Source organism: Saccharothrix tamanrassetensis (assembly GCF_014203665.1).
GTDB lineage: Bacteria > Actinomycetota > Actinomycetes > Mycobacteriales > Pseudonocardiaceae > Actinosynnema > Actinosynnema tamanrassetense.
The window spans coordinates 1,126,966-1,153,475 of the sequence record NZ_JACHJN010000001.1 but is presented as its reverse complement, the minus strand read 5'-3'; the positions used below and the strand labels follow the sequence as shown (position 1 = coordinate 1,153,475).

Below are 26,510 nucleotides of genomic sequence, written 5' to 3'. Positions count from 1 at the left end.
CGCGGTCCTACGGTCGCGTCCGAGTTTTCGGGGGCAGGAAGAACGGCAGCGACAGGCGTCCGCCGGTCCTCGCGGCACGGGCGGCGGTCAGGGCGAGCAGCACGCCCGCCCCACCGGTCGCCAGGTCCATCGACATCCTCAGCAGTTGCGAACCGGGGAACGCCAGGTGGCCACGCCACCGCAGGGCGTGCCAGTTGAGCCCGGCGATCTGATCGGCGGACGCGTCGGCGGCATCGGTTTCGTGGGCCGCGTTGTACAGGACCGTGCCCGCTTGGCCGTGGAACAGACCGGGGAACAGGTAGAACGACGCCCGGGTGGCCGGCCGGATCTCCGCCAGTCGCGTCTCCAGTTCGGGGTCGGGGCGGCACGCCAAGTAGCGGCCGAGCGCGATACCCACGCCGCAACTGCCGGTCGCCAGGTAGGGCATCATCCGGAACCCTTCGTTGACCTGGAGGGCGCCGTCGTCGCTGTAGGCGCAGCGCCGCAGGTCCTGGCGCAACGCGACTTCCGCCGCGTCCAGGTATCCGGGGTCACCGGTTTCCTCGAAGACCTCCGTGAGCAACAGCGCGGGTCCGGAGGAGCCCTGCAGCAGACCGGCGATCGGCTGCCCGCCGCCGCTGACCTCGGCCACGTCGGTCACCTGGCCGAGGCGATCCCGCACCGCGTCCGCGCTGCGCAGCGCCCGGAGCAGGTAACGGTCGTCGTCGCACTCGCGGGCGAAGTGCAGCCAGGTCAGGCCGGTCCCGGCAAGGCCCTGGTGCAGGTCGGCGTCGTCGGGTTCGGGCCCTGCCCATGCCCGGTCGAGCACTTCCAGCGCCTCGTCGCGCCTGCCGACGTCCCACAGTGCGTATGCGATGCCGTGCAGGCCGTTGTAGAAGCCGGGAGGGATGTCGTCCTGGTCCGCCACCCGGTCGACCAGCCACCGTTCCCACTCCGGTGGGTACTCCTCGCCTGCCGTCCGCAGCGCCCACAGCACCCCGGCCGCGCCGTACGCCATGCCCAACGCCGCTCCCGGCTCCAGGAACTGCGCGACGTCACCGGGGAACAGCCGGTCGGTTCGGTCAGGGGTGGCAGCGGCGCGGATCCCGTCCGCCACCGACGTCACGGCCGCGTCCCAGCGCGCCGGGTCGGGGGGCAGCTCGTGGAGGGAGACCACCGGCTCCGGGTGGTCCCCGCGCAGGGTGGCGACCGCGTCGGCGAGCCATTCCGCCGGCACACCGAACCGGTCGACGACGACTTCGGCGAGTTGCGCCGCCTTGCCCCGGTTCAGCCGGAGCACGGCGGTCAACGGCGCGAACATGGCGATCTTGAGCGCGGCGAGCGAGTGCTCGTCCACGTCGACCCCGGTGAGGTTCCGCGGCGCCACGAAACCGGAATTGGCCATGAGCTGCCGACCGCCCTCGGCGACGAACCAGCCGCCCTCGAAGTCGATCAGCCACACCCCGGTCTCGTCGTCACGGCACAGCACGTTGGTCATGTGCAGGTCCCCGAACACCACCCCTCGCGCGTGCATGGCCCGGACGGTGTCGGCGACGTGTTGCCAGATCGACATCGCCCACCCGGTGTACCCGGCCAGTTCCTCCGGGTCGGGCCGGCCGGGGCGCAACAGGGGATTGCGGCGGACGCAGGCGCGGTAGAGCGTGGTTCCCTCCACGAACTCCTCGACCAGGAACTCGTGACCCGCCGTGCCGTGGTAGCCCTTCAGCGCGGGCACGTTGGGCAGCCCGCGCAGGGCCTCCAGGATGTCCCGCTCCCGGCGCAACCGGGTCACCGCGTCCCGCCTGGCGCGGTCCACCCCCGCATGCGGTCGGGCCTCCTTGACGGCGACCTTGGCTCCGGTGGCCTTCTCGCGGCCCTCGTACACCCCGCCGCTGTTGGAGTAGTGCAACGGCCGCACCACCTCGAACGGCAACCCGTCGACGCGGGCGGCGTCGCGGCGCTCCAGCTCCGGCTGGAGGAACGCGGGCAACCGCACCCAGTCCGGTACCGAGAAGACCGGTCCCCGGTGGTCGGGAACGAGGTTGCCGTCGGCGTCCTCGATCGCCATCACCGGGCGGCCGTCCGCCCTTTTGACCGTGCGCTGCTCGAAGGCACCGTAGCGGACGTAGACGGGGCCGTCCCGCCAGCGCAGATCGCTGAGCACGTAGGGACCGGGCACGCCGTCGAGCAGGTCGCCCAACCCGGTCACCACGGTCTCCAGGTCGCGCTCGTCCACCGGGTAGATCGCGGCGAGCTTGCCGCCGCCCGCACGCTCGCCGTACTTGATATTGCGGTTGTGGTACTCCGGGGCGCTGGGGACCAGCTTGAACGTCGCGCCGTGGCCGACGCAGTAGTCGAAGACCTTCCCTGTCACCTCCTCGGCCCCGTCCACGGTCGCCGAGACGTGGACCTTCCAGCCCTGTCTGGGGATCCTCGAACCGATCGGCTGGTAGTGCACCCAGCCGCGGGTGTGCGTCCGGCTCCAGCCCACCGGGGTGGCGGCCTCCCGCAGGGGCGCGAACAGTTGGTCGTCGGTGATGTCCAGGTCGATCGTGTCGTAGAAGTCCGGATCGGTCATGCAGAAGACCTCGTACTGGGCTTCCATGGGGACGGCCACCGCGCTCTCCTCCTGCCTGATGCTTGCCACGTCGCGTTCCACGGCGCCGCCCGTTGACCGAACGGCGTTTCCCGGTTCCGGACCTTCGGTGCGATTCCTGCTGACGACTTGGCGACGAATCGAACCGAGTCGACCGGGCCGTGCCGTGATGTCGTCCACTGTCGCGATGCGGCGATAAGACTTCGTTGGATTTGCGTTGTATCGCCTGCCCACGGCTGGTATCCAGGGAAGGGGGAGGGGATCGCTGTGGGGGGCGAACGACCGCGTGTCGTGGTGGCGGTACTGGGCGAGGTCGAGGTTCGACAGGACGATCGCGTGTTGCCGGTAGGGCATGCCCGGCAGCGTGCGGTGCTCGCGGCGCTGGCGGTGGAGACCAACCGGGTGGTGCCGGTGGAGAGTCTGATCGACCGTGTCTGGGGCGAGCAGCCGCCCACCAAGGCGCGACTGGCCTTGCGTACCTACTTGTCCCACTTGCGTCGGGCACTGGCGCAGACCGGCATCACGATCACCCGACAGGGCAGTGGCTACCTGCTTGCCCTCGACCCTGACAGCGTGGACGTGCACCGATTACACCGGCTGCTCGCCGCGGCGCGGAAGCAGGAAGACCCATCGCTTGCCTTGGCGCTGGTCGAGGACGCCCTTGGGCTGTGGCGTGGCGAGGCATTGCCCGAACTGGACACGCCATGGGCACACGAGCTGCAGGAACGATTACGCCAAGAGCGCGCCGCCGCGGAAGCCGACTGGATCGACTTGGCACTGCGGTGCGGCCGACACTCCGACCTGCTGCCTGAACTGCGCGCACGGGCAGTCGCTGATCCACTCGACGAGCGCGTAGCAGCACAGCTGATGCTGGCGCTATATCGCAACGGCCGCCAGGCTGACGCCTTGGAGCACTACCAGCGGGTCCGACAGCGGCTGGTCGAGGAACTGGGCACCGATCCCGGCCCGGCATTGCGAGAGCTGCATCAGCGCATCCTCACCGCCGAGCTCTCCCTGGCTGGTGGCGCCCTCGCGACCGAGAATGCGACCGGTCCTTCCGCGGTGCCCCGCCAGTTGCCGGCCGCACCGGCCCAGTTCGTCGGTCGGCACGACGAACTGGGCCGGCTCGACGCGATCCTGCAAGACGCCTCGGACACGGCCGCCACCGTGGTCGTCTCCGTCATCGTCGGCGCGGGCGGTATTGGCAAGACGTGGCTGGCGCTGCACTGGGCGCACCGACACGCCGACCGGTTCCCCGACGGACAGATGTTCGTGGACCTCCGCGGCTTCAGCCCCGACAGCGAACCGATGGACCCGGCGGTGGCGGTGCGCGGATTCCTCGACGCCCTCGACGTCGCCCCCGGCCGCATTCCTGTCGACCCGCACGCCCAGGCCGCGCTGTTCCGCAGCCTGATGACCGGCAGGAGGATGCTGCTGGTGCTGGACAACGCCGCCAACACCGCACAGGTCACTCCGCTGCTGCCCGGCAACGGGTCTTGCACCGTGGTGGTGACCAGCCGCAACCGTCTGCCCGGCTTGATCACCGGCCAGGGCGCCCGCCACCTCGCCCTGCACATCCTCGACGACACCGAGGCCCGCGACCTGCTCACCACCCGACTCGGGGCCGCTCGGGTCGAGGCGGAACCGGCTGCGGTCGGGGATCTGAAGCGGCTGTGCGGCGGGTTCCCACTGGCGCTGAGCATCGTCGCCAGCCGAGCCCACACCGACCCGTACCTGTCCTTGGCCGCCATCGCCGCCGAACTGCGCGAGAGCGGACTGGACGCGCTTGACGACGGCGACCCGGCCGCCAGTCTGCCCACCGTGCTGTCCTGGTCGCACCGCGCCCTCACCACCGACCAGGCCACCGCGTTCGCCCTGCTGGGCACCGCCCCCGGCCCCGACATCGGCCTCCCGGCCGCCGCGAGCCTCGTCGGCCTGCCCCTCAACGACGCAAGGACCCTGCTGCGCAGGCTAGAACAGGCATCGCTGATCAGCCAAGACGCCCACGGCCGCCATCGGATGCACGACCTCATCCGCACCTACGCCGCCACCACAGCCCACGACCTGGCCGACGATGTGCGGGAAGCGGCGTTGTGCCGGGTGCTCGGCTTCTACACCCACACCGCCCGCACCGCCGACCATCTACTGGACTCGCACCGCCAGGCGTTGCCGCTCGACCCACCAGTGTCTGGTACTCAGATTCATCCGCTGCCCGACAGTCCGGCGGCGATGGCCTGGTTCGACACCGAACACACCAACCTGCTGGCAGTCCAGCACATAGCCGCCACCCGAACATGGCATCACACCGTGTGGCAGGTGGCTTGGAGCCTTGCGAGTTTCCAGGCCCGGCGGGGGCAGCTTCACGACCGGCTGGTGGTGTGGTGCCATGCCCTGAAGGCAGCCGCACACCTATCGGACCCGACGACCCGCGTCCTCGCTCACCGGTTCGTCGGCGTCGCCTATGCCGACCTGGGACGCCACCAGGAAGCAGTCGGGCACCTGCATCATGCCCTCGCCTTGGCCGAGCGCTACCGCGACTCGGTCGACCAAGCCCATACCCACCAGACGCTTGCCTGGGTCTGGGGGCAGCGAGAGGACAACCGGCGAGCTCTGTACCACGCCACCCGTGCACTAGATCTCTTCCGTGCCGTCGACCGGCCGACGTGGGAAGCTCGCGCACTTAATGATGTGGGTTGGTTCGCTGCCCACGGCGGTGACTACGTCACCGCCCGCGTTCACTGCGAGGAGGCCCTCGCCTTGCATAGGTGCTACGACGACCCCGATGGCAAGGCGACCATCCTGGACAGCCTCGGTTACATCGACCACCACGACGGCCACTACGACCAAGCCATCCGCCACTATCAACAAGCGCTTGACCTGTTCCGCGACCTCGGCGACACCTACAGCGTCGCCGACACCCTGGACAATCTCGGCCATTCCCACGCCGCCCTGGGGCGGCACGACCAAGCCCACGTGATGTGGCGGGAAGCGCTGGAGCTGTACCGGGAGCAGGGGCGTAAGGCCGACGCCGAGCGGGTGCAGCGACAACTCGACGCACTTGATTCCGGAGGCCACCCGTCCACCGAATCCTCGACGTAGTCCGAACCACTCGGGGTGGTCACCGGCAGGGTCCGTTTCGTTGGTGTCAGTTTCAGTCAGGCAACGGGATGATGTCGGGGTCGGCGTCGGTCAGTCGATGGTGCAGTTGTCAAGATCGTTCCTTCAGACAGGCTCCGTCGGGGTCGGTGGCGGTGCCGAAGCTTCGGCTGTTGTTCTCCTGCGCCATCCGCTCGATCAACACCACCAGGGCGCTGTCGATCGGTGGCCGTCTGGTTTGGTCCGGGTAGATCCGCTTCTTCGCGACCAGGCGCTGGTGCCAACGCATGAGGGTGTTCGGTGTGACCAGCCGGTGCTGGCGCAGTAGCCGGGGGAGTCGGCGCGCCGGTGCGGCGAGCACCGCGCGGTCGGCCCAGTCCAGCCGCGGGCGAGAACTGGGCCGTCGCAACACGGCGACCTCGTGGCGCAGCTGACGTGCCCGGTCGTCCTTCCGCGGTCGGCCGGGCACGTCAGTGGTTCGGATGCGTCAGAGTTCGGCGCGTGGTGGGAAGTCGTTGACGGCGTCGGCGAGGTACTGGGCGAGTTGGTTGTGGTAGGCCCCGTTCGGGACGCCGTTGGTGAGGTATTGGGCTTGGAGGTTGTTGGGAATGGTGGTGTCGCGGACGGCGGCGTCGTAGTCGGCGACGTAGTCGGCGCCGAGGTCGGCGGGGTTGGTGGCGAGCAGGGCTTGGTCTCTTCGTGCCGGATTCCGGTGTGCCGCAGAGTCTCGACGTTCGCCCAGGCCCAGAGCGCCTCGCGCAGCTACCTGTCTCAGGTGCGCGAGATGATGAGTCGGAAGCCGGCGTCCCACTGCTCGAGGTCGAGCAGGTCTTGGTGTCGTTCGTGCCATCGGCCGTTGTCGAGGTCTGCGCGGAGGCGGCGTAGGCCTCGGTCGACGGCACTGGGGTCGGTTTGCGCGAGTGCGGAGCAGGTGCGGCGGACTCGGGGGTCGAGGTAGGTGGCCGGGCGTCGCCAGTAGGCCGGGAAAACGCCGTCGGTGAAGTCCCATGGCAGCGGCAGCGGTGTGATGCTGTCGGCGCTCAGTTCGTTCGCGATGTCGTTTGCGGAGGGGCGGGACAGTTCCAGGTCGGCGATCTCGGGGATGTACTCGCGGACGAGCCAGAACTCGGTGTGTCGGTTGGTGTCGTAGGCGAGGACGACTTGACGCGGCGCTATTCGCCGTAGTTCGGCGAGCCCGTGTCGCCAGTCGGTCCAGTGGTGGACGGTGAGCACGGCCAGTGCGGCGTCGACTGCGTGGTCACGGACCGGGAGTGCTTCGGCGACCGCGCGAACGGCGGGCGCGGCGGTAGGCTGTCGTTGGCGAATCATCTCGGTGGACGGTTCGATGGCGAGGACTGTCCGATCGTCCGGCTCGTAGGATCCGGTGCCCGCGCCCACGTCGGCGATGGACCGCGCGTTGCCTAGCGCGGCGAGGATGGCTGTCATCCACCGCGGGTCGGTGCGCCGTCCCAGCGAGTATCCCGCACCGATGTCGTCGTAGAGTTCTGCTGCGGCCACTCGTGCCTCCCCTGTTGACCGGCTTGCCTGGAGGGTAACGATCACCAGGCTTGGGTGGGGTCAGGTCGTGCGAGGTCGGGGTGGGTGGCTTGCTGACGGCGTGCATCGGCCGGTTGCGGTTGTCGGTGGCGCTTTGCTGGGTGATCAGCAGGTGCGGGTTGGTGGTGCGCAGCCATCTCGTGCACCCCGTCGAGCGACCGATCGGCTCATCCGAGCAGCATCACGGGTGCCGCGAGGCGTCCTCGAGCGGCACTCTGGCGACGGTGAACGCGACTTCGAGCGACGGCGACCCGATCGACGGGGCGCCTTGGCTCGGCACGCCTGCCGCTATTTTGAGCTGTCCATTTTGGACATGACCTCGTCGGCCAGCCAGGCCAGGGCGGCCGGGGTGTGGTCCGGTGCCAGTGGCATCCACAGCGAGACCGTGTTGATCCCGGCCTCTTGCAGTAGCGAGAGTTCGTCCACCAGACGTGTTGCTGTCGGTGCGTCTCCACCCAGGCCAGGGCCCGGTAGAGGGCCGGTTCGTGGGAAGCCGGGGGGTTGGACGAACGCCACGGTCGTCAGTTCCAGCGTTGCCGGGTCGCGGCCTGTCTCGTCGCCCAGTCTGGCCAGCCTGTGGTGGATGTCCTGCATGGCCTGGTAGTCCACGCCGGCGCCGTGCCACCCGTCGGCGGTGCGGAGCGCCCGGCGCAGCGCGGCGTCGCTGTGGCCGCCCACCCACACTCGGGGGCCGCCCGGCGTGTGGGGCTGCACGCCGATGCGGGCTTGCTGGAACGTGGTGTGCTTGCCCGCGAAGTCGACCGCCGAGCCACTCCACAAGGCGCGGAGCACCGCCAGGCCCTCGTCGGTTCGGGAGCCGCGTTCGGCCACGGGTACGCCCACCGCCGCGAACTCGTCCGGGTTCCAGCCCGTGCCCACCGCGAGGGTGAACCGGCCGCCGGACAGGACGTCCAACGTCGCCGTCTGGTTCGCCAGCACCACCGGGTCGTAGTACGGCAGCACCAGGATGCTGGTGGCCACACCGATTCGGGCGGTGGCGCCGGCGACGAAGGACAGCAGCACCAACGGGTCCAGTGCTGAGCCGCCGTTGTTCGCCAGCACGTGGCTCGACATCATGACGTAGTCGTAGCCCAGCTGTTCTGCGGAACGGGCGACGGCGACGGCGTCGGCGGGCTTGGACGGTTCCAGTGAGACGCCGAAGCGCATCGTCATCCCTCGAGGGTCGGTACAGCGGTGAAAACTCCGTCGGGATCGAGGAGTTGCTTGGGGGTCAACGACTTGGACAGGTTCTCGCCGAAGGTCGCTCGGGTGCGTTCCTGGTCGTCCGGCCCCAGCTGCGCACGGCGGCCACCACGTCGGCGGTGTCGACGCAGCGGGCGATCACCGCCGGGTAGCGGTCCACCAGGCCGTTCCAGACCCGGCGGGCGCCGTCGTAGGCAGGGTCCGCGGCGACCAGGACGTTGCCACGCACGGCCGAGCGCAAGGCGGTGGCCACGACGGGCAAGGTGGAAGTCATCGGCCCTCCTGCATTCCTGGTCGAGCGTGCGGACTTTCGGACCGTACCGAAATCGGCGGGGTTGTCCAACGGGAACCGAACGAAGTGTTGACCATACGAAATTTCCGGTCGGACATCGCGACCGGTCACCCGAATGGGTGGTCCGCACTTCTGCGGGACGGTGCTGACCTGCGTGAACGTCGACCCTCATCCTGGTACTTGGAGTACCACGACCACTCCGTTCTGGTTCCGCCACCCGTGCGGGCGGGATCCTGTTCCCACGTGAACGGACGACTGGGGTGAATCGCATGGCCGACAAAAGCCGGAATGTCGCGACCGTGGCCACCTTCCTGCGTTTGCTGGAGGAGAAGGACACGGCGTCGTGGATCGAGCTCTGGGCCGAGGACGCGGATCACTACTACCCGTACGGCACGGAGATGTTCCCGCACCGACTGGTCGGCAAGGCGGCGATCTTCGAGCGCTGGAGGGGCACTCCCGGCCTGTTCGAGAGCCTGAGCTTCCCGATCAGGGAGACGTGGGTGGACGGTGACACCGTCCTCGCGCGCTTCGACGGGGAACTGGTGCTCAAGGACGACGGCGGGATGTACCGCAACAGCTACCTGGGCATCTTCAAGTTCGACGAGGCGGGCTTGATCCACGAGTACTGGGAGTACTTCGACCCCATTCTCGCAGGCACCTCTTTCGGCATGCTCGAAGTCTCCTACAAGTAGTTCACGCACCCCCGAAGAACACGAGGAGCGGTTCGATGGTTTCCCTTTCCACGCAGTACGCGCGACGTGTGCTCGATGCGGCGTTGGCGCACGCGGAGCAACTCGGCGTCAGCGTGTCCATTTCCATCGTGGACGACGGTGGCCACGTGAAGGCGTTCGCGCGGATGGACGGCGCGTCGTTCTTCAACACCGGTCTGGCGACCAACAAGGCGATCACATCGGCCGGCCTCGGGGTCTCCACCCAGGACTTCATGGAGTTCGCGGCGGGCATCCCGCCGCTGCTGGCGGGCCTGTCCGCGCAGCCGAACGTGGCGATCCTGCCCGGCGGCGCGCCGATCACGGTCGACGGCGAGGTCGTGGGCGCGATCGGCGTCTCCGGCGGCAAGGGCGGCGAGGACCAGCCGATCGCCGAAGCCGGTCTGGCCGCGTCGGCCCCGGTCGGCGCCTGACTGGAACAGCCGGACATCACAGGAGAAGAGGTAGGTGCACATGAGTACGACCATGCAGCCGGGGGCGGGGCATCCGCGGAGCACTGTGGCGCTGGTGGCGCTGGCGCTGGGTTCGTTTGTCATCGGCACGGCGGAACTCGTGGTCGTCGGCATCCTGAACCTCATCGCCGACGATCTCTCGGTGTCGGTGAGCACGGCGGGGCAACTCGTCACGGCCTACGCGCTCGGCATCTCGATCGGCGGCCCGATCATCACGGCGCTGACCATCAAGCTGGGCCGCAAGTTCCTGCTGTGGCTGGCGTTGGCGGTCTACATCGTCGGCAACCTGGTCGCGGTGATCTCGGTGAGCTTCGGCGCGCTGCTGATCGCGCGGGTGCTGACCGGGTCGATCCACGGCCTCTTCATCGGTGTCGCGTCCACGGTCGCGGCGGTGCTGGTGCCCGCGGAGCGGCGCGGTCAGGCCATGGCGATGGTTTTCGGCGGCATCGCCGTGTCGACCGTGCTCGGCGTGCCGCTGGGCACACTGGTCGGGCAGGCGCTCGGGTGGCAGGCCGCGTTCGTCGGCATCGTCATCCTCGGTGTGATCGCGCTGGCCGCGACGCTGCTGCTGGTGCCGCCGGTGCGGAGCCCCGGTTCCGCCGGGATCGGCGCGCAGGCCAGGTCGGCGTTCGCGTTCCCGGTCATCGCCACGCTCCTGGTCGGTTTCCTGTTGCTGGGCGGCCAGTTCACGGCGCTCACGTACCTGGCGCCGTATTTGGAGGAGATCACCGGCATCTCGGGCTCGCTGATCAGCGTCTTCCTGCTCGCGTACGGCGTCGCCAGCGCGGTCGGCACGTTCTTCGGCGGCAAGTTCGCCGACAAGAGTGCGACGAAGACGTTGGTGGTGGCCAACATCCTGCTCATCATCGCGTTCGCCGGGCTCTACGTGTTCGGTGGGTCGCCGATCCTCGCCACGATCACATTGGCGCTGTGGGGTCTCGTGGGGTTCGGCCTCGTCCCGTCCCTGCAGCTGCGCGTGATCACGTTGGCGGGCGCCGGCGGCGACCTGGCGGCCACGCTCGGCGCTTCCGCGGTCAACGCGGGCATCGCCGTCGGCGCGCTCGTGGGTGGCGCGGTGCTGGCCGCCAGCGGCGCGCACGCCGTGGTTCTCACGGCCCTCATCGTCAGCGCGGTCGCGTTGCCCGCCACGTGGGCGATCGGCCTGCTCAAGGTGTCGGACGCGGCATCTTCACCGGAGGCCCCGGTCCCGACCAACTCGGGCGCCGTCACCGCTTGACGCGAGAAGATCCGATCGCCCCGAGTCCCCGAGCTCGGGGCGATCGGCTTTCTCACGACGTGTGGTGTGCGGCAGTCTCGCCATCGCCATCAGCACCAGCGCCGCCACCACGACGGTGAACGCGGTGATGGCGTTCTGCAGCCCGATCTGCTGGGCGGCCACGGGCAACGACAGCGCGGAGAAAAGCCTTGCGCGCCGGGGCGGGCAAGGAAATCCGGCGGTGCGGCACGACCACCGAGTCCATTCACGTCCGGCAGCATCATCCGTCGGGAATCAAATGAATCGTCTCGGAGTGGTGGAATGGTGGCAAGGAAGTGGATACCGACAGGCGCATTCCGTGGTGTCGGTAAAAAACCGCGCCCTCCGTCCGGGTGCGGACGGAGGGCGCGGGTGCGCGGCGCGGATCTACAGCCGGAACAGGCCGGGGTCCTGCACGACGACGTCCAGCAGCATCGGGCCGTCCGCGTTGAGGGCGGCCTTCAGCGACTGGCGCAGCGAGTCCGGGGACTCGATGCGCTCGGCGGGACAGCCGAAGCCGCGCGCCAGATCGGCCATGTTGACCCCGCTGAGGTCCCACCCGGCGTGCCAGGCCTGCTGGCTGTCCTCGTCGAGGTAGTACTTCAGCGACAGGTAGCCGGAGTTGTTCGGGATGATGAAGGTGACCGGCAGGTTGTGCTGGGCCGCGGTCCACAGCGCGTGGATCGTGTACTGCGCGGAACCCTCGCCCATGACGACCACGGCCCGGCGGTCCGGACGGGCGACCGCGTAGCCGACGGCGCCCGCGAAGGGGAAGCCGAGCGCGCCACTGGCCGTGGCGAAGTAGCCGTTGTCCGGACCGAGCGGGATCTGCTCGTGGAAGTCCGCCCGTGCGATCGGCAGCTCCTCGAACAGCTGCGCGTCGGAGGGCAGCTCCTGGGCGAGCAGGTGGAACAGGTACGCCTGGGTGAGCGGCGTGGACGCCTCGGGCACCGCGACCGGCTCCCGGTTGGAGGGCAGCGCCACCTTCTCGTGCCGGCGGACCAGCGGCACCAGGTCCCGCACCGCCTGCGCGGGCGGCAGGACGTACGCGGAGGCCGCCATGGACCACGCGGCCGCCTCGGGGCTGTCCGTGAGGTGGATGAACTCCGTGCCCTCCGCCAGGCTCGGCCCGTCGCTCTGGTCGAGCGGGGCCGGGGCCGGGTTGAACAGGTCCACCGTCGTGAACAGCGTGAACGTCGGGCTGCCCAGCACCACGACCACGTCGTGCTCGGCCAGCTTGGCGTTGATCAGCTCCGGCATCGGCGCGAGGACGCCGCCGAACAGCGGGTGCGTCTCGGGGAAGCTGCCCCTCGGCCACACCGGGCTGCCGTACACCCTGGCGTTGAGCTTCTCGGCCAGTTGCACGAGGTCGAGCCGCGCGCCGCCGATCTCCACGCCAGGACCCGCCACCAGCGCGGGCCGTTCGGCGTTGTCGAGCGTGGCCGCGATGGTGGCGAGCACCGCCGGGTCCGGCACGACCGCGCTCTCGACCTTGCGGACCTTGTGCGCGGTGGGCGCGGCGGGCCTGATCCAGTCGTCCTCCGGGACGGCGATGAACACCGGACCGGCGGGCTGCTGCTTGGCGATGTGGTACGCCTTCTCGATCAGCGCGGGCACGTCCTGGGGACGAGCGGGCTCCGCCGACCACTTGATGTAGGGCTTGGGCAGCTGGGTGGCCTCGCCGGCCTTGAGGAACGGCTCGCCCATCAGCAGCTTGCGGGCCTGCTGGCCGCCGATGATCACCATCGGGGTGTGCGCGCTGGCCGCGGTGTAGATGCCGCCCATCGCGTTGCCCACGCCGGGACCACCGTTGATGATCACCAGCGACGGCTCGCCGGTCGCCTGGGCGTGACCGTCGGCCATGCCGACGATCGTGGCCTCCTGCAGGCCCATGATGAACTTGAAGTCGTCCGGCCACTTGTCGAACAACTTCATCTCGGTGTGGCTCGGGTTGCTGAAGACCGTCGTGAGGCCCAGGTCGCGAAAGAGATCCAGGGTCGCTTCGCGCACGGTTTGTGAACCGTTTTCTTCACCTGTCATCGTCCACACTCCTGGCTCGGTCGTGGTTGGGGATCGGCAGCGATCGCATCGGCGGTGAATGCGCCCCTGCTCCCCGGGATCGGCGAACCGGTGCGATTTCCATTCCGCTACCTGAATCGGTCGCCTACGGACCAAATACTGTCCCAGCGCCCGATCGGTCACAAGCGTCCCGCTTTCCCGCAGCACCACTTCGTTAGTTGCCGCCGGACGCGGAATACACGTCGAGCACGAGCCTGCCGCGCACGTGGCCCTCCTCGCCGGTGGCATGGGCGGCGGCCACCCGCTCCAGCGGGAACGCCTGCTCCAGCGCGATCCGCAGCGAGCCGTCGGCCAGCCGCCGCGCGATGTCCACGAGCGCCTCGGCGTCCGGGCTCACGTACGTGTAGCCGGTGCGCAGCCCGCGTTCGCGGGCGGTCGCGTCGAGCTTGTCGTCCTGGCCCTTGAGCGTGACCAGGATGCCGCCGGGGCGCAGCACGTCCAGCAGCCGCACGGCGTCGTCCCCACCTCTCGTGTCAACGACCACGTCGATGTCGCGCACGACGTCCTCGACCCGTTCCGCGGTGTAGTCCACGACTCGCGACGCGCCCAGACCGGCGACGAAGTCGTGGTTGCGGGCTGACGCCGTGCCGACGACCTCGGCCCCCGTTCCGGCCGCGAGCTGCACGGCCACGTGACCGACCCCGCCGGCGGCGCCGTGCACCAGCACCCGCTGGCCCCTCTCCAGGCCCGCGTGGCGGAACAGCGTCTGCCACGCGGTGATCCCGACCATCGGCGCCGCCGCGGCTGTGCGGTGGTCCACGTTGTCCGGCTTGGGCACCACCTCGTCCGCCGGGCTCACCACGTACTCGGCGTACGCGCCCGCCAACGCGGGGAAGCGCGGCATGCCGAACACCTCGTCGCCCGCCTGGGGGCCGGTCACACCGGTGCCGGTGACCACCGTGCCGGACAGGTCCCAGCCCAGCACGGCGGGGAAGGCGGAGACGCCGACCCCCTGGCCCGCGCGCGACGCCCAGTCGATCGCGTTGATCCCCGCCGCGTGCACCCGGATCAGCACCTCGCCCTCGCCGGGCACCGGGACGGGGAGGTCGGTGAGTCGGAGGGTGTCGGCCGGGCCGAACGCGTCGATGACCGCCGCGCGCATGATGTTCGTCATGGTCAGTGGTCCACCAGCTGGTAGCGGCCGGACGCGACCGTGGACACGTCCACGGCGGCGAGGAAGTCCTGCGTCTCCGGCGCGCCGGAGAACGCGGCGATGGTGGCGTCGGCGTCCTCGGCGGTCGCCCAGTGCACCTGCACCAGGTACTCGCCGTCCGCGCTGACCGCGGTCTGGCGGGACTTGAAGCCGGGCCGCTTCGCCATGTACTCGGCCTCGACCGTGCGGTTGCGGCGCAGGAAGTCCTCGTCCGCGATGCCCTCGCGCAGCTTGAACCTGATCGTCTCGACGGTGCTCATCGTGTCTCCCGGTGTGGTGTCAGAGTGCGAGCCGCAGGCCGTGTTTCGGGGCCAGTTCGACGATCTGGCGCTTCTGCTCGTCCGTCAGCGGCGCGGGCGCGACCCCCGCCTGCGCGGGCTTGCCGATCTCGCCGAAGAAGTTCTCCAGGCCGCTGCTGGGCGTGAACAGGAACAGCAGTCGCGACACGTGCAGGCCCACGTTGCGGAAGCAGTGCCTGGTGCCGCGCGGCACGAACACGAAGTCGCCCTCGCCCGCGCGGAAGGTCTCCGTGCCGTTGAGGAATTCAAGTTCACCCGAGAGGATGAAGAACGCCTCATCGGCGCGCGGATGGACGTGCGGCGGCGGGCCGCTGCCGGGTGGCACGGACGCCTCCGCGAACGTCAACGACCCGTTCGTGGTTTCGTGGGTGGCCTTGAACGTGTAGATGGCGTCGCCGAACCACACCGTCGGGCCTTCGCCCCTGGAGTGGTGGATGACGTCCACCCTGGCTTCCGTAGCGGTCATCGTTCTCTCCTCCGTGGGGAACGGGTGGACACGCCGTCGTCCGCGAGAGCGACGATGACGCTCCCACACTGACGCATCGGCGGGCTGGGCGGGAGCGCGTGTTTGTGGTGGTACTGCCACTACCAGGAACAGCTGTCCGGTATGGACTGCGGGGTACTGCGTCAACTCCGAGCAGTGGCCTCCGAGTTCTCGTCAAATCCCGTTCCCGTCCTCAGTGTGGTGGGGGAGAGTGCGAGTCGAGGAGGCGGTCGCGGTGTTCGGTAGTGGCTTGGTGGTCGGTCGATGACCGGCGTGTTCATCGAACCGGAGTCGGAGGACTTCGAGTCCGCGCGGACCTTGGGGGTCGACCCCGACTGGTTCAAGAAGGTCGTGTTCTACGAGGTGCTCGCGCGGGCGTTCCACGACTCCGACGGCGGCGGGACGGGTGACCTGCGCGGGTTGGCGCAGAAGCTCGACTACCTGGAGTGGCTCGGCGTCGGGTGCCTGTGGCTGCCGCCGTTCTACGCGTCGCCGCTGCGCGACGGCGGGTACGACATCAGCGACTTCCGCGCGGTGCTGCCGGAGTTCGGCACGGTCGAGGACTTCGTGTATCTGCTGGACGAGGCGCACCGGCGCGGCATCCGGGTGGTCACCGACCTGGTCATGAACCACACCTCGGACCAGCACCCGTGGTTTGAGCGGTCCCGGCGCGACCCCGACGGGCCCTACGGCGATTACTACGTGTGGAACGACGACGACCAGAAGTACGGCGACGCGCGCGTCATCTTCGTGGACACCGAGACGTCGAACTGGACCTACGACCCGGTGCGCGGGCAGTTCTACTGGCACCGCTTCTTCAACCACCAGCCGGATCTCAACTACGAGAACCCGCAGGTGCAGGAGGCGATGCTGGACACGCTGCGGTTCTGGCTGGACCTCGGCATCGACGGCTTTCGGCTCGACGCCGTGCCCTACCTGTTCGAGGAGGAGGGTACGAACTGCGAGAACCTGCCGCGCACGCACGACTTCCTCAAGCGCTGCCGCAAGATCGTGGACGACGAGTACCCCGGCCGGGTGCTGCTCGCGGAGGCCAACCAGTGGCCCGCGGACGTCATCGACTACTTCGGCGACGCGACAGTCGGCGGCGACGAGTGCCACATGGCGTTCCACTTCCCGTTGATGCCGCGCATCTTCATGGCGGTCCGGCGTGAGTCGCGGTTCCCCATCTCGGAAATCCTCGCGCAGACGCCGGAGATCCCGTCGGGCACGCAGTGGGGGATCTTCCTGCGCAACCACGACGAGCTCACGCTCGAGATGGTCAGCGACGAGGAACGCGACTACATGTACGCGGAGTACGCCAAGGACCCGCGGATGAAGGCGAACATCGGCATCAGACGGCGACTGGCGCCGCTGCTGGACAACGACCGCGATCAGCAGGAGCTGTTCACCGCGATGTTGTTGTCCCTGCCCGGCTCGCCCGTCCTGTACTACGGCGACGAGATCGGCATGGGCGACAACATCTGGCTCGGCGACCGCGACGGTGTCCGCACGCCGATGCAGTGGACGCCCGACCGCAACGCGGGCTTCTCCACGGCCGACCCCGGCAGGCTCTACCTGCCGGTGATCGCGGACGCCGTGCACGGCTACCAGAGCGTCAACGTCGAGGCGCAGCTCAACAGCCCGTCGTCGCTGCTGCACTGGACGCGCCGGATGCTCCAGATCCGCGCCGCGAACCCGGTGTTCGGGGTCGGCACGTTCCTGGAGCTGTGCGCGTCCAACCCCGGCGTCCTGGCCTACCAGCGGCGCTGCGTCGCGGAGGACGGCGTGGAGACGGTCGTGCTGTGCGTGAACAACCTGTCGCGCTTCCCGCAGCCGGTCGAACTGGACCTGCGCGAGTACGAGGGCCGCACTCCGGTCGAGCTGATCGGCGGCGCGCGGTTCCCCCGCATCGGCGAACTCCCCTACCTGCTCACGTTGTCGGGCCACGGTTTCTACTGGCTCGTGCTCGAACCGGCCGAGGAGAAGTGAGATGACCGCGATCACCGTCGAGTTCACCGAGGTGTTGGGTCGGGCGCTGGCGTCCTGGCTGCCGGGCAGGCGGTGATTCGGCGGCGGCGGGCGGACCGTGCGGCGGATCGACGTGGTGTCGTTGGTCGAGGCGTTCGACCGCCTGGACGTGGGTGGGCCACGGGGGTTGCTCGCGATCGTGGCCGCGCGGTTCGCCGACAGCGACGACGTCGAGCACTACCACGTGCCGTTGTCCTTGCGCTGGAGCACGTCCGACGGCACCGACGTGCTGGCGCGGTTCGGCGGGTTCGTCGTGCGGGACGGGACGGCCGACCCGGACATGACCTCCGCCTTGCTCGACGTGATCGCGAGCAACCACACGGCCAACGGTCTGCGGTGCCGCACCGAGCCGCGCAGTGGGCTGCTGCCGGGGCTCGGGCTGGTCGCTCGCGAGTTGGGCGCCGAGCAGTCCAACACCTCCGTCGTGCTGGGGGAGCGGTACATCCTCAAGCTGTTCCGCCGGTTGGCGGCGGGGCTCAACCCTGATCTCGAAGTGCACCGGGCACTCGGTCGGGCGGGCAGCGGGCACATCGCGCCGGTGCTCGGCGCGATCGAGGGCGAACTGGCGGGCACCACGACGACGCTCGGCGTGCTGCACCCGTTCATGGCCGACGCGGTCGAGGGCTGGGACCTCGCGACCCGGCTGGCGGGCGCGGACCAGGACTTCACCGCCCACGCCGAGGAGTTGGGCGGCACGGTGGCTATAACGCACCGCCAGCTCGCCATAGCGTTCGGTACGTCTACAATGGACGGAAGCGCTCTTGGACTGCTCAGCCGCGACATGCTGTTCCGGCTGGAGGAGGCGGTGCGCGCGGTGCCCCTGCTGTCCACCGAGGCCGCACAGGTGCGGGCCGCGTTCACGGCGGTCGCCGACCTGTCGCCCGGCCAGCGCGTGCACCGGGTGCACGGCGACCTGCACCTGGGCCAGGTGCTGCGGACCGGTGACCGCTGGCTGCTGATCGACTTCGAGGGCGAGCCGTCGGCTTCTTTGGCGCAGCGCAGGGTGTTCCACTCACCACTGCGCGACGTCGCGGGGATGCTGCGGTCGTTCGACTACGCTACCGCCCACGCCGGTGGCACGACGGAGTGGGCCGCGGCCGCGCGGACCGCGTTCCTCGACGGGTACGCCGAGGCGTCCGGCATCGACCTCGCCGCGCAGGCCACCCTGCTCACCGCCTACGAGCTGGACAAGGCGGTGTACGAGGTGGTCTACGAGACCCGCAACCGGCCGGACTGGGTCGGGATCCCGTTGCGGGCCTTGCAGGTGCTGGGGTGACGACCTCACCGCGACCATCGTCCGAGCAAGCGGTGTGCTTCGGCGTGCGGCGCGGTTGCCGCGGTGTACCCGTCCGGTCGCACGAGCACCGCTTGCGGCAGGTGGTCGGCGCGGCCCACGAGAACCGGGGTGTGCTCGGCCGCCGCACGGGCCGCCGCGACGCCTTCGGCCGCGACCAGCAGGGACCAGCCGTACCGGGCCTGCGTGGTCGGCCACGGACGCACGCGCTCTGCGGACCCGTCGTACCGGATGTCCAGTTGCGCCAACCGGTTCGCGAGCCACGACGTGAAGCGCGGGGTGGACCCGAGCGCGCTCAGCACGTCGTCGCGCATCGCGGTCGACCCGGTTGTGGTGACCTCGGTGACTCGTTCGGTGAACGCCAGCGTGCCCTCGGCGACGGGGCGGCGTTCGGCGTCGTAGGTGTCCAGCAACGCCTCGGCGGCGGTGCCGTCGAGCACCGAGGCCAGCTTCCACGCCAGGTTCAGCGCGTCCTGGATGCCGACGTTCATGCCGAGTCCGCCTACCGGGCTGTGCACGTGGGCCGCGTCGCCGACCAGGAACACCGGCCCGGCGCGGAACGCCTCGGCCAGCCGGTACTGCACCTGCCAGGTGGAACTCACGTCCAGCCCGCGCACCCGCTCGGCCGCGCCGCGGGGTCCGCCCGCGTCGAGGAGTCGGCGCACCTGCGCCAGGTCCGGTGCGGGCGAGCCGCAGGGCACGCGGGCCGCGACCCGGAACCTCCCGTTCGGCATCGGCGACAACAGCAGGGTGCCCTGCTCCGACAGGAAGTACGTGAACGCGTCGAGCGCGCCGGGCCAGTCCATCTCGACCTCGGCCAGCGCGAACGTCTGCGGCCCGGTGTGGCCGCGGAACGGGATGCCGGACCAGTCGCGCACCCCGCTGTGCAGGCCGTCGCAGCCCACCAGGTATCTGGCTCGCACCGAGTGCACGACGCCCTCGGCGTCCGACACCATCGCCGTGACACCGGACTCCTGTCGACGCACGTCGACCAGCGCGTGCGAGCGGTGCACGACGCCACCCAGCTGCCGCAAGCGCGCGTCGAGCACGCGTTCGGTCGCCTCCTGCGGCACGCCGAGCACGAACGGGTACGGGGTGTCGAGCCCGCCGAAGTCCACGGACAGCAGCACCGAGTCGCGGCTGTGCACGGCGACCGTGGCGCCAGGACGGCCGCAGGCGACCAGGTCGTCCGCGGCGCCGACGAGCGCCAGCAATTCCAACGTGCGCGCGTGCACGATGGCGGCCCGCGAATGCCGGGCGGGTGCGGCAGCGCGGTCGACCAGGACGTGGTCGACGCCCGACGCCCGCAGCGCGCAGCCCAAAGCCAGTCCCGCCGGTCCCGCGCCGACCGCGAGCACGTCGGTGCTCAAGGGCAGTGATCTCGTCATGGCAGCTCCTCGGGGTGGCAGGGGAAAGGAGAGCGCCCTTTCGACCTTGGAGTACCCGGTCGTGCCGCGGCAACACAAATTACACGAAGTAGTGGAAGTACTCGACCTGCGCATTCCCGGTCTGAACCTGGTACCGGGAGGGCCACCGAAAATTCGCGCTGAACCCATTTTACCTTGACGGACGAGCTATCCGTGGTCGATTGATGAGAAGGTGACAGCCATGCCGCATTCCGCCCGTGTCGAACGGATCGCCTTTCGCAGTGGTGGTGATCTGCTGGTCGGGAACCTGCACCTGCCCACCGGCGCCTCCGGCCCCGTCCGGGCCGTCGCCGTGGCGGGTTCGTGGTCGACGGTGAAAGAGCAGATGGCGGGCGGGTACGCCGCCGGCCTCGCCGCGCGCGGGATCGCCGCGCTCGCGTTCGACTTCCGCGGCTACGGCGAGTCGGGCGGCCTGCCCAGGGACTTCGAGTCGCCGGTCCGCAAGATCGAGGACCTCCGCAACGCGATCACGTTCCTCGAGGGCCACCCCGACGTCGACTCCCACGCGATCGGCCTGCTCGGCGTGTGCGCCGGGGCCGGGTACGCCGCGGTCGCCGCCGCCGAGGACCGCCGGGTGACCTCGCTCGGCCTGGTCGCGCCGTGGCTGCACGACGCCGCGCTCGTCGAGGCCGTGTACGGCGGCGCGGACGGCGTGCGGTCCCGGATCCGGCGCGGCGACGCGGCGGCGCGCGAGTACGAGCGCACCGGACGCGTCGACTACGTGCCGGTGTCCAGCGATACCGAGGAGGCGGCTGCGATGTACGGCCGCTGCGAGTACTACCTCGACCCCGCCCGCGGCGGCATCGCCGAGTGGTCCAACCGGTTCGCCGTGATGGCGTGGCCCGGCTGGCTGCGCTTCGACCCCATCTCGGCGGCCGCCCGGATCACCGCGCCGACGCTGCTGGTGCACAGCCCCGACGCGGCGATCCCGGACGGCGCCCGCCGTTTCCAGGCCCGGCTGGCCGGACCGGGCGAGCTGCGCTGGCTCTCGGGGATCCAGTTCGACTTCTACGACCAGGACCCGGCGTCGCTGGCGCTGGCGGCCGTCGCCGAGCACTTCCACGGCAGCGCGCCCGTCACCGCCGGGCGCTGATTCCCGACCGCACTGCGTGCAGTGCGACTTGCCTTTCCCGGTGCGTTCGGTCTCGGCGATCCCAATCCGACGGAGTGCCGCGCTCGTGGCGCGCAGGACTGCCGCGAGGGCCATTCATGGGCGAGAGTCCAGGACGGGGGAACCAGGATGGTCCGTCTTCACCACCTGTCGAGTCGAACCGCATCGGAACACGAACAGGAGTGCGTGATGAGCACCCAGCAAACCCGTCAGGTGGTGGAGAAGTACTTCACCGACCTGGAGAACGGCGATCTCACCTCGGCGCTGTCCGCGCTGTCCGACAAGATCGAGTTCGAGCTGCCGAAGGACAAGTGGAACGCGGTCATCCCGTACCTCGGCGTGCACTACGGCGTCGACGCGGTCACCCGCGCCTTCCAGGTGCGCGGCGAGACCACCGAGGTGCTCGAGTACGAGCTGCGGGACCTGCGCGCCGAGGGCGACACCGCGTTCGCGGTGATCTACACCAAGGCCGTCCACACCCGCACCGGTGAGACGTTCGAGATCGAGGACTCGCACAAGCTCGTCGTCGACGACAGCGGCAGGATCATCGGTTGGAAGGTCTACTTCGACCCGAACGACGAGGTCGCCGCGTTCAACGCCGACCGTGAGGAGCGGTTGATCGCCGCGTCGTGGGCGGGCGACAGCGACCTGGTCGCCGAGCTGCTCGCGGCAGGCGCCCACGTCGACCACCGCGACCCGGCCAGCGGACTCACCCCGTTGCTGATCGCGGCGGGCAAGGCCGACCCGCGACTGGTGCGGCTGCTGCTCGACGCGGGCGCCGACGTGTACACCGCTGACAGCGGCGCGGGCGCGACCGCGTTGCACAAGGCCTGCCAGGGCGGCAGCCTCGACGTCGTGCGAGCGCTGGTCGAGGCGGGCGCGTTCGTCGACGCCGTCGCCACGACCACAGGTCACACGCCGCTGATGGACGCGCTGTGGTTCAAGTACCCGGACATCGCGAAGTACCTGCTGGACCAGGGCACCGGGCTCAACATCTCCACGCACTACGGGTTCACGCTCAAGGAGCACTTCGATTACGAGCTCAACGTGAACACCAGCGGCAAGGACCGCTTGTTGTTGGCGGAGCAGTACTTGAAGGCCCGCCAGGCCGGCGACGACGAGCGTGCCGCGGGCCACCGCTTGATGGCCGCCACTGCCACGGGCGATGTCGAAGCCGTGCGCGCGCTGCTCGCCGAAGGTGTCGAGGTCGACGAGCTGTTCCCGATCGTCAACGGCTTCAACGACGCCCACACCGCACTGCTGGTGGCGGCCCGTGACGGGCACACCGAGATCGCGAAGCTCCTGCTGGAAGCGGGCGCGGACGTCAACGCCACCGAGCCCACGTTCGGCGCGGTTCCGCTGCACAAGGCCGTCTACAACGGACACGTCGCGCTCACTGAACTGATCGCGTCGCGGCCCGGCGTGGACTTGGACTTCCAGGGCGCCACCAACGGCTACACCCCGCTGCACGACGCCCTGTGGCACGGCTACGAGGAGTGCGCCGCGATCCTCGTGACCGCGGGCGCCCGCCTCGACCTGCTCGGCCACGACGGCAAGACGCCGCTCGACCTCGCCACCGAGGCGCTCGGCGCCGACAACCCCCTGACCCGCCGGATCGCGACCGAGGCCGCGGCAGACGAGAGGTGACGACATGCTGTTCTACGTGCAGATGAAGTGGATGCACGAAGGTCGGATCACGCTCGACGAGCTCTGGGAGGTGGAGGCCGAAGAGGCCTTGCACGCCCAGGAGACGCTCGACTCCGGCTTCTGCGTGGGTATCTGGAAGGTGGCGGCCCAGAAGCGGGTCATCGCCATCATCGACTCGCCGGACGCCGAAGAGCTCGATCGCACCGCGCTCGGCAGGCTCCCGATGCGCGAGTACCTGGAGTTCGAAGAGGTCTGGCCGCTCCGGGACTACCTGGGGTTCGCGGACGACGTCATCAAGAAGTACAAGGTTTGAGGAGACACCGCATGATCCACCAACTGATCTTCGCCCACCCCAAGCCCGGCATGACCGAGCAGGAGTTCCAGAAGTACTGGCTGGAGGTCCACGCGGTCCAGTTCGCCGGCAAGATCCCGCAGATCCGCAAGTACCTGATCGCCACCAGGGTGGCCATTCCCGGCGAGACCGAGGAGCCCCTGTGGAGTGGCATCGCGGAGATCTGGCTGCGCAACGCGCAGGAGCAGCTGGAGTCGCTGCAGACTCCCGAATTCCTCGAGGGCGCACGTCTCGACGAGCCCAAGTGGGCCGCGTTCTGGCGCTCGCTCGTGCTCGACACCGACGTGCACATCGTGCTGGAGGGCGACGAGGCCGCCGGCGGTGTCAAGCTGGTCGTGCTCGTGAAGCGCAAGGAAGGCCTGCCGCTGGAGGACTTCCGCAAGCGGAGCCTCGGTGAGCACGCCGATCTCGTGCTTCAGGTCCCCGGCTTGCGGCGGTACATCCAGGGCACCACGGTGGACGGTGCCTACGGCATCGGCGAGGCTGTGCTCGATGCCGCCTATCAGTTGTACTTCGACGACCTCGCTTCGTTGGACGCGGCTCTCGCCTCTCCGGAGTTCAAGGCCGCGGAGGAGGACTTGAAGTCCTTCGTGGAGCCGCGCTACATCCACCGGATGATCACCGAGGAGCACTGGGTCATCGGACCCGAGGCCCGCTGACCGGGCATCACGCCGAACGTGCCCGCACACGCTCCCCGGTGTGCGGGCACGTTCGGGTCTTGAACGCTGTCAGCAGACCGCGCGGTAGTGGTGGATCAAGGCCACGGCCATCGCGCCCTCGCCCACACCGGATGCGATGCGCTTGATCGACTGCGACCGCACGTCACCGGCGGCGAACACGCCGGGCATGCTCGTCTCCAGCAGCATCGGCTCACGTGGTTGCTCCCATCGCAGCGGCGACGTCCCGCCGAGGCACAGGTCCGGGCCGGTGAGCACGAAACCTCTGGCGTCACGCAGAACCGACTGGTCGAGCCAGTCCGTGCGCGGCCGAGCGCCGATGTAGGTGAACACGTACTCGGCGGGCTCGGTGGTCAGTGCCCCGGTGGTGACGTGTTCCAGGGTGATCTGCTCCAACCGGCCGTTGCCGTCGGCGGCCACGATGCGGGTCTCGGTGAGCACCCGGATGTTGGGCGTGTGCTCGATCTCGTGCACCAGGTAGCGGGACATGCCGGCGTCCAGGCCCTTGCCCCGGATGACCATCGACACCGACTTGGCGTGCTGGGCGAAGTGCAACGCCGCCTGGCCCGCGGAGTTGGCGCCGCCGACGATCCACACGTGCTGGTCGGTGCACGACGTCGTCTCGGAAGACGTTGCCCCGTAGTAGATCCCGGCGCCCTCGAACCGCTCGGCACCTGCCGCGTCCAGGCGGTGGTAGGCGAGGCCGGTGGCCAGCAGCACGGTGCTGCCGCTGATCTCGCTGCCGTCGGACAGCGTGATCACGCGGCCCCGGCCGGCGGAGCGCAGCGACACCGCGGACACCGGGGACAGCACCTCGGCGCCGAACTTGCGCACCTGGGCGACCGCGCGCCGGGTGAGTTCGGCTCCGGACACCCCGGCGGGGAAGCCGAGGTAGTTCTCGATCCGCGACGACGTACCCGCCTGCCCGCCGGGGACGTAGGACTCCAGCAGGATCGTCGAGAGGCCCTCGGAGGCGCTGTACACGGCCGCGGCCAGGCCGGCGGGTCCGCCGCCGACGATCACCACGTCGTAGTGCGGCTGCAGGGTTTCCCCGCCCAACCCCAGCACTTCCATCAGGTCCGTGTGCGACGGCTTGTCCAGTCGCGTCCCGTCGGGCAGCAGCACGGCGGGCAGCGCGCCGAGTTCCATGCCGTCCACTTCGGACGCGTCGCGCTCCACGTCGACGAACCGGAACGGCTGGTGCATCCGGGTGAGGAAGTCGCGCAGCTGGTGGGTCGCGGGCGTGAAGCGGTGCCCGATGATCCGGATCCCGCCGTAGGGTGGCGAGTACGACAGCCGCCAGTCGGCGAGCAGGTCGTTGAGCACCGGGTACAGCAGCTCCTCCGGTGGCTCCCACGGTTTGACCAGGTAGTGGTCCAGGCTGACGCGGTTGATCGCGTCGATGGCCACGCCGGTGTCCGCGTAGGCGGTCAGCAGCACCCGTCGGGCCGACGGGAACAAGTCCAGCGACGAGGCCAGGAACTCGATCCCGGTCATTTCCGGCATTCGCTGGTCGACCAGGATCAGGGCGGGTTCTTCCTTGCGCGCGCGCAACGCCTCCAGCACGCGCAAGCCCTCCGACGGCGACTGCGAGGCCAGCACCCGGTACTGCCCGTTGTACTCGCGGTTGAGGTCGCGGCGGATCGCCCGCAGCACGTGCGGATCGTCGTCCACCGCGAGCAGCGTGGGGCGGGGCTGAGCAGGCATCGGTTCTCCGAACTACCGCGTCGACAAGATGAGGTCTCCAGCGCAGTGTGCAGTGGTCACCCACGGTCACGGGACGCCTATTTGACGGAGTGCGTCCACATTTCTGTGGACGTCCGGAGCACTTGACGAAGTGGTGGGCCCGGCACGTCGACTTGTCGAAGTGTGCCCGCCTCCCTTGTCCGGCCGCCATCAGGTTGCTTGACTCGTCAAAGCAACCGGAAATGTGACCGGCGCCGGCAGGAGAACTCATGTCCAAGAAGATCCTCTTCATTCTCTCGGAATACGGGTACTGGGGCGAGGAACTCCTCGGACCCGTGGTGGCCTGTGACGAGAACGGCTATCAGGCGGTGTTCGCCACGGCCACCGGCAAGCGCCCGCAGGCCTTGCCGCCGAGCCTCGACCCCGGCTACGTCGACCCGCCGCTGGGCCGCTCGGTGACCACCCCGGAGGTCGCCGTCGCCGCCACCGCGCTGGACGGCTCGAGCCGCCTCGACAACCCGTTGTCGCTGACCGCGTGGATCCCGGACCGGCCGTACTTCAGCGAGCCGGACTACCTGCGCAAGATCGAGGCCTACTACCGCGACCTGGGCGCGATCGAGACCGACATCGAGCAGTACGACGCGATGGTCATCGTCGGCGGCAGCGGCCCGATCGTCGACCTGGCGAACAACGGCAGGCTGCACGAGTTGATCCTGGCGTTCGTCGAGGCCGACAAGCCCATCGTCGCCGAGTGCTACGGCGTCACCTGCCTCGCGTTCGCCCGGAACTGGGACGACCGCCGGAGCATCATCGACGGCAAGCACGTGACGGGTCACTGCAAGGAGTACGACTACAAGGACGGCACCGGGTTCATCGGAACGGACTTCAACATGGGTCCGCCGCCGTACCCACTGGAGTACGTCCTGCAGGACGCGACCGGTCCGACCGGCCGTTACCACGGCAACGTGGGGCGTGAGACGTCCGTGCTCGTGGACTACCCGTTCATCACCGCCCGGTCGACGCCGGACTCTTTCCTGGCGGGCCGGAAGATGGTCGAGGTCCTCGAAAAGGGTCTGCGCAAGTTCGGCTGGTAATCGACTATTTCGAGGGGGAAG

Annotated in this window: 23 protein-coding genes; 11 read left to right on the top strand and 12 right to left on the bottom strand. The window is 69.4% G+C overall.

Annotated features, from left to right (window positions below):
* Positions 1–7 precede the first annotated feature (7 nt).
* Positions 8–2,626 (bottom strand): class III lanthionine synthetase LanKC, encoded by a 2,619-nt coding sequence (gene lanKC / locus FHS29_RS04675; RefSeq protein WP_184688490.1) that lies wholly within the window; start codon positions 2,624–2,626, stop codon positions 8–10.
* A 240-nt stretch (positions 2,627–2,866) separates the two neighbouring features.
* Between lanKC and FHS29_RS04670 the strand changes: the two genes are divergently transcribed.
* Positions 2,867–5,674 carry an AfsR/SARP family transcriptional regulator gene (locus FHS29_RS04670; RefSeq protein ID WP_312864745.1) on the top strand — a complete coding sequence of 936 codons (2,808 nt, stop codon included), beginning with the start codon at positions 2,867–2,869 and terminating at the stop codon, positions 5,672–5,674.
* Positions 5,675–5,783: 109 nt separating this feature from the next.
* Here the strand turns inward: FHS29_RS04670 and FHS29_RS04665 are convergent, their stop codons facing one another.
* The 5 genes from FHS29_RS04665 to FHS29_RS04645 all read right to left on the bottom strand — a co-directional run bounded on the left by FHS29_RS04665 (position 5,784) and on the right by FHS29_RS04645 (position 8,705).
* Positions 5,784–6,032, bottom strand: coding sequence for a hypothetical protein (locus FHS29_RS04665; RefSeq protein WP_184688486.1), 249 nt, complete (start codon positions 6,030–6,032; stop codon positions 5,784–5,786).
* A gap of 126 nt (positions 6,033–6,158) precedes the next feature.
* Entirely contained in the window at positions 6,159–6,482 is a 324-nt protein-coding gene (locus FHS29_RS04660) for a hypothetical protein (RefSeq protein ID WP_184688484.1), read from the bottom strand.
* On the bottom strand, positions 6,443–7,117 hold the full coding sequence (locus tag FHS29_RS04655) for a class I SAM-dependent methyltransferase (RefSeq protein ID WP_184688660.1): 675 nt from the start codon (positions 7,115–7,117) through the stop codon (positions 6,443–6,445). Before FHS29_RS04655 ends, FHS29_RS04660 begins: the two co-directional genes overlap by 40 nt.
* 399 nt (positions 7,118–7,516) lie before the next feature.
* Positions 7,517–8,401, bottom strand: coding sequence for a TIGR03619 family F420-dependent LLM class oxidoreductase (locus FHS29_RS04650; RefSeq protein ID WP_221455291.1), 885 nt, complete (start codon positions 8,399–8,401; stop codon positions 7,517–7,519).
* A gap of 58 nt (positions 8,402–8,459) precedes the next feature.
* Positions 8,460–8,705: a hypothetical protein gene (locus FHS29_RS04645; protein WP_184688482.1), complete on the bottom strand. Its 246-nt coding sequence runs from the start codon at positions 8,703–8,705 to the stop codon at positions 8,460–8,462.
* Between the two features lie 287 nt (positions 8,706–8,992).
* Between FHS29_RS04645 and FHS29_RS04640 the strand changes: the two genes are divergently transcribed.
* The 3 genes from FHS29_RS04640 to FHS29_RS04630 are packed head-to-tail and all read left to right on the top strand — an operon-like array spanning position 8,993 to position 11,140.
* On the top strand, positions 8,993–9,415 hold the full coding sequence (locus tag FHS29_RS04640; protein ID WP_184688480.1) for a nuclear transport factor 2 family protein: 423 nt from the start codon (positions 8,993–8,995) through the stop codon (positions 9,413–9,415).
* A gap of 35 nt (positions 9,416–9,450) precedes the next feature.
* Positions 9,451–9,864 (top strand): GlcG/HbpS family heme-binding protein, encoded by a 414-nt coding sequence (locus tag FHS29_RS04635; protein WP_184688478.1) that lies wholly within the window; start codon positions 9,451–9,453, stop codon positions 9,862–9,864.
* A 40-nt stretch (positions 9,865–9,904) separates the two neighbouring features.
* The gene (locus FHS29_RS04630; protein ID WP_184688476.1) at positions 9,905–11,140 is read left to right on the top strand and encodes an MFS transporter; all 1,236 of its coding nucleotides are present in this window, start codon (positions 9,905–9,907) and stop codon (positions 11,138–11,140) included.
* Positions 11,141–11,545: 405 nt separating this feature from the next.
* Here the strand turns inward: FHS29_RS04630 and mdlC are convergent, their stop codons facing one another.
* From mdlC to FHS29_RS04610, 4 genes are all read right to left on the bottom strand, one after another.
* On the bottom strand, positions 11,546–13,168 hold the full coding sequence (gene mdlC / locus FHS29_RS04625) for a benzoylformate decarboxylase (RefSeq protein WP_184688475.1): 1,623 nt from the start codon (positions 13,166–13,168) through the stop codon (positions 11,546–11,548).
* A gap of 223 nt (positions 13,169–13,391) precedes the next feature.
* Positions 13,392–14,351, bottom strand: a complete 960-nt coding sequence (locus FHS29_RS04620; RefSeq protein WP_221455290.1) for an NADP-dependent oxidoreductase — start codon at positions 14,349–14,351, stop codon at positions 13,392–13,394.
* A 2-nt stretch (positions 14,352–14,353) separates the two neighbouring features.
* On the bottom strand, positions 14,354–14,650 hold the full coding sequence (locus tag FHS29_RS04615; protein ID WP_184688473.1) for an antibiotic biosynthesis monooxygenase family protein: 297 nt from the start codon (positions 14,648–14,650) through the stop codon (positions 14,354–14,356).
* A 19-nt stretch (positions 14,651–14,669) separates the two neighbouring features.
* Positions 14,670–15,155 carry a cupin domain-containing protein gene (locus FHS29_RS04610; RefSeq protein WP_184688470.1) on the bottom strand — a complete coding sequence of 162 codons (486 nt, stop codon included), beginning with the start codon at positions 15,153–15,155 and terminating at the stop codon, positions 14,670–14,672.
* Between the two features lie 282 nt (positions 15,156–15,437).
* Between FHS29_RS04610 and treS the strand changes: the two genes are divergently transcribed.
* Together treS and FHS29_RS04600 are read left to right on the top strand one after the other, a co-directional pair.
* Positions 15,438–17,162 (top strand): maltose alpha-D-glucosyltransferase, encoded by a 1,725-nt coding sequence (gene treS / locus FHS29_RS04605; protein WP_184688468.1) that lies wholly within the window; start codon positions 15,438–15,440, stop codon positions 17,160–17,162.
* Positions 17,163–17,259: 97 nt separating this feature from the next.
* Positions 17,260–18,477 (top strand): phosphotransferase, encoded by a 1,218-nt coding sequence (locus FHS29_RS04600; RefSeq protein ID WP_184688466.1) that lies wholly within the window; start codon positions 17,260–17,262, stop codon positions 18,475–18,477.
* Positions 18,478–18,482: 5 nt separating this feature from the next.
* Here the strand turns inward: FHS29_RS04600 and FHS29_RS04595 are convergent, their stop codons facing one another.
* A complete protein-coding gene (locus FHS29_RS04595; protein WP_184688464.1) occupies positions 18,483–19,883 on the bottom strand; it encodes an FAD-dependent monooxygenase in 1,401 nt (466 codons plus the stop codon).
* 220 nt (positions 19,884–20,103) lie between these two features.
* Between FHS29_RS04595 and FHS29_RS04590 the strand changes: the two genes are divergently transcribed.
* The 4 genes from FHS29_RS04590 to FHS29_RS04575 all read left to right on the top strand — a co-directional run bounded on the left by FHS29_RS04590 (position 20,104) and on the right by FHS29_RS04575 (position 23,691).
* Positions 20,104–21,015, top strand: a complete 912-nt coding sequence (locus FHS29_RS04590) for an alpha/beta hydrolase (protein WP_184688462.1) — start codon at positions 20,104–20,106, stop codon at positions 21,013–21,015.
* 207 nt (positions 21,016–21,222) lie between these two features.
* Positions 21,223–22,680, top strand: a complete 1,458-nt coding sequence (locus tag FHS29_RS04585) for an ankyrin repeat domain-containing protein (RefSeq protein ID WP_184688460.1) — start codon at positions 21,223–21,225, stop codon at positions 22,678–22,680.
* Positions 22,681–22,684: 4 nt separating this feature from the next.
* Positions 22,685–22,993, top strand: coding sequence for a muconolactone Delta-isomerase family protein (locus tag FHS29_RS04580; protein ID WP_184688458.1), 309 nt, complete (start codon positions 22,685–22,687; stop codon positions 22,991–22,993).
* 11 nt (positions 22,994–23,004) lie between these two features.
* Positions 23,005–23,691 carry an EthD domain-containing protein gene (locus FHS29_RS04575; RefSeq protein ID WP_184688456.1) on the top strand — a complete coding sequence of 229 codons (687 nt, stop codon included), beginning with the start codon at positions 23,005–23,007 and terminating at the stop codon, positions 23,689–23,691.
* Between the two features lie 69 nt (positions 23,692–23,760).
* Here FHS29_RS04575 and FHS29_RS04570 read toward each other — a convergent pair whose 3' ends face one another.
* Positions 23,761–25,416, bottom strand: a complete 1,656-nt coding sequence (locus tag FHS29_RS04570) for an NAD(P)/FAD-dependent oxidoreductase (protein WP_184688454.1) — start codon at positions 25,414–25,416, stop codon at positions 23,761–23,763.
* 248 nt (positions 25,417–25,664) lie between these two features.
* Here FHS29_RS04570 and FHS29_RS04565 point away from each other — a divergent pair, with 248 nt between their 5' ends.
* On the top strand, positions 25,665–26,489 hold the full coding sequence (locus tag FHS29_RS04565; RefSeq protein ID WP_184688452.1) for a type 1 glutamine amidotransferase domain-containing protein: 825 nt from the start codon (positions 25,665–25,667) through the stop codon (positions 26,487–26,489).
* The last annotated feature ends 21 nt before the right edge of the window (positions 26,490–26,510 follow it).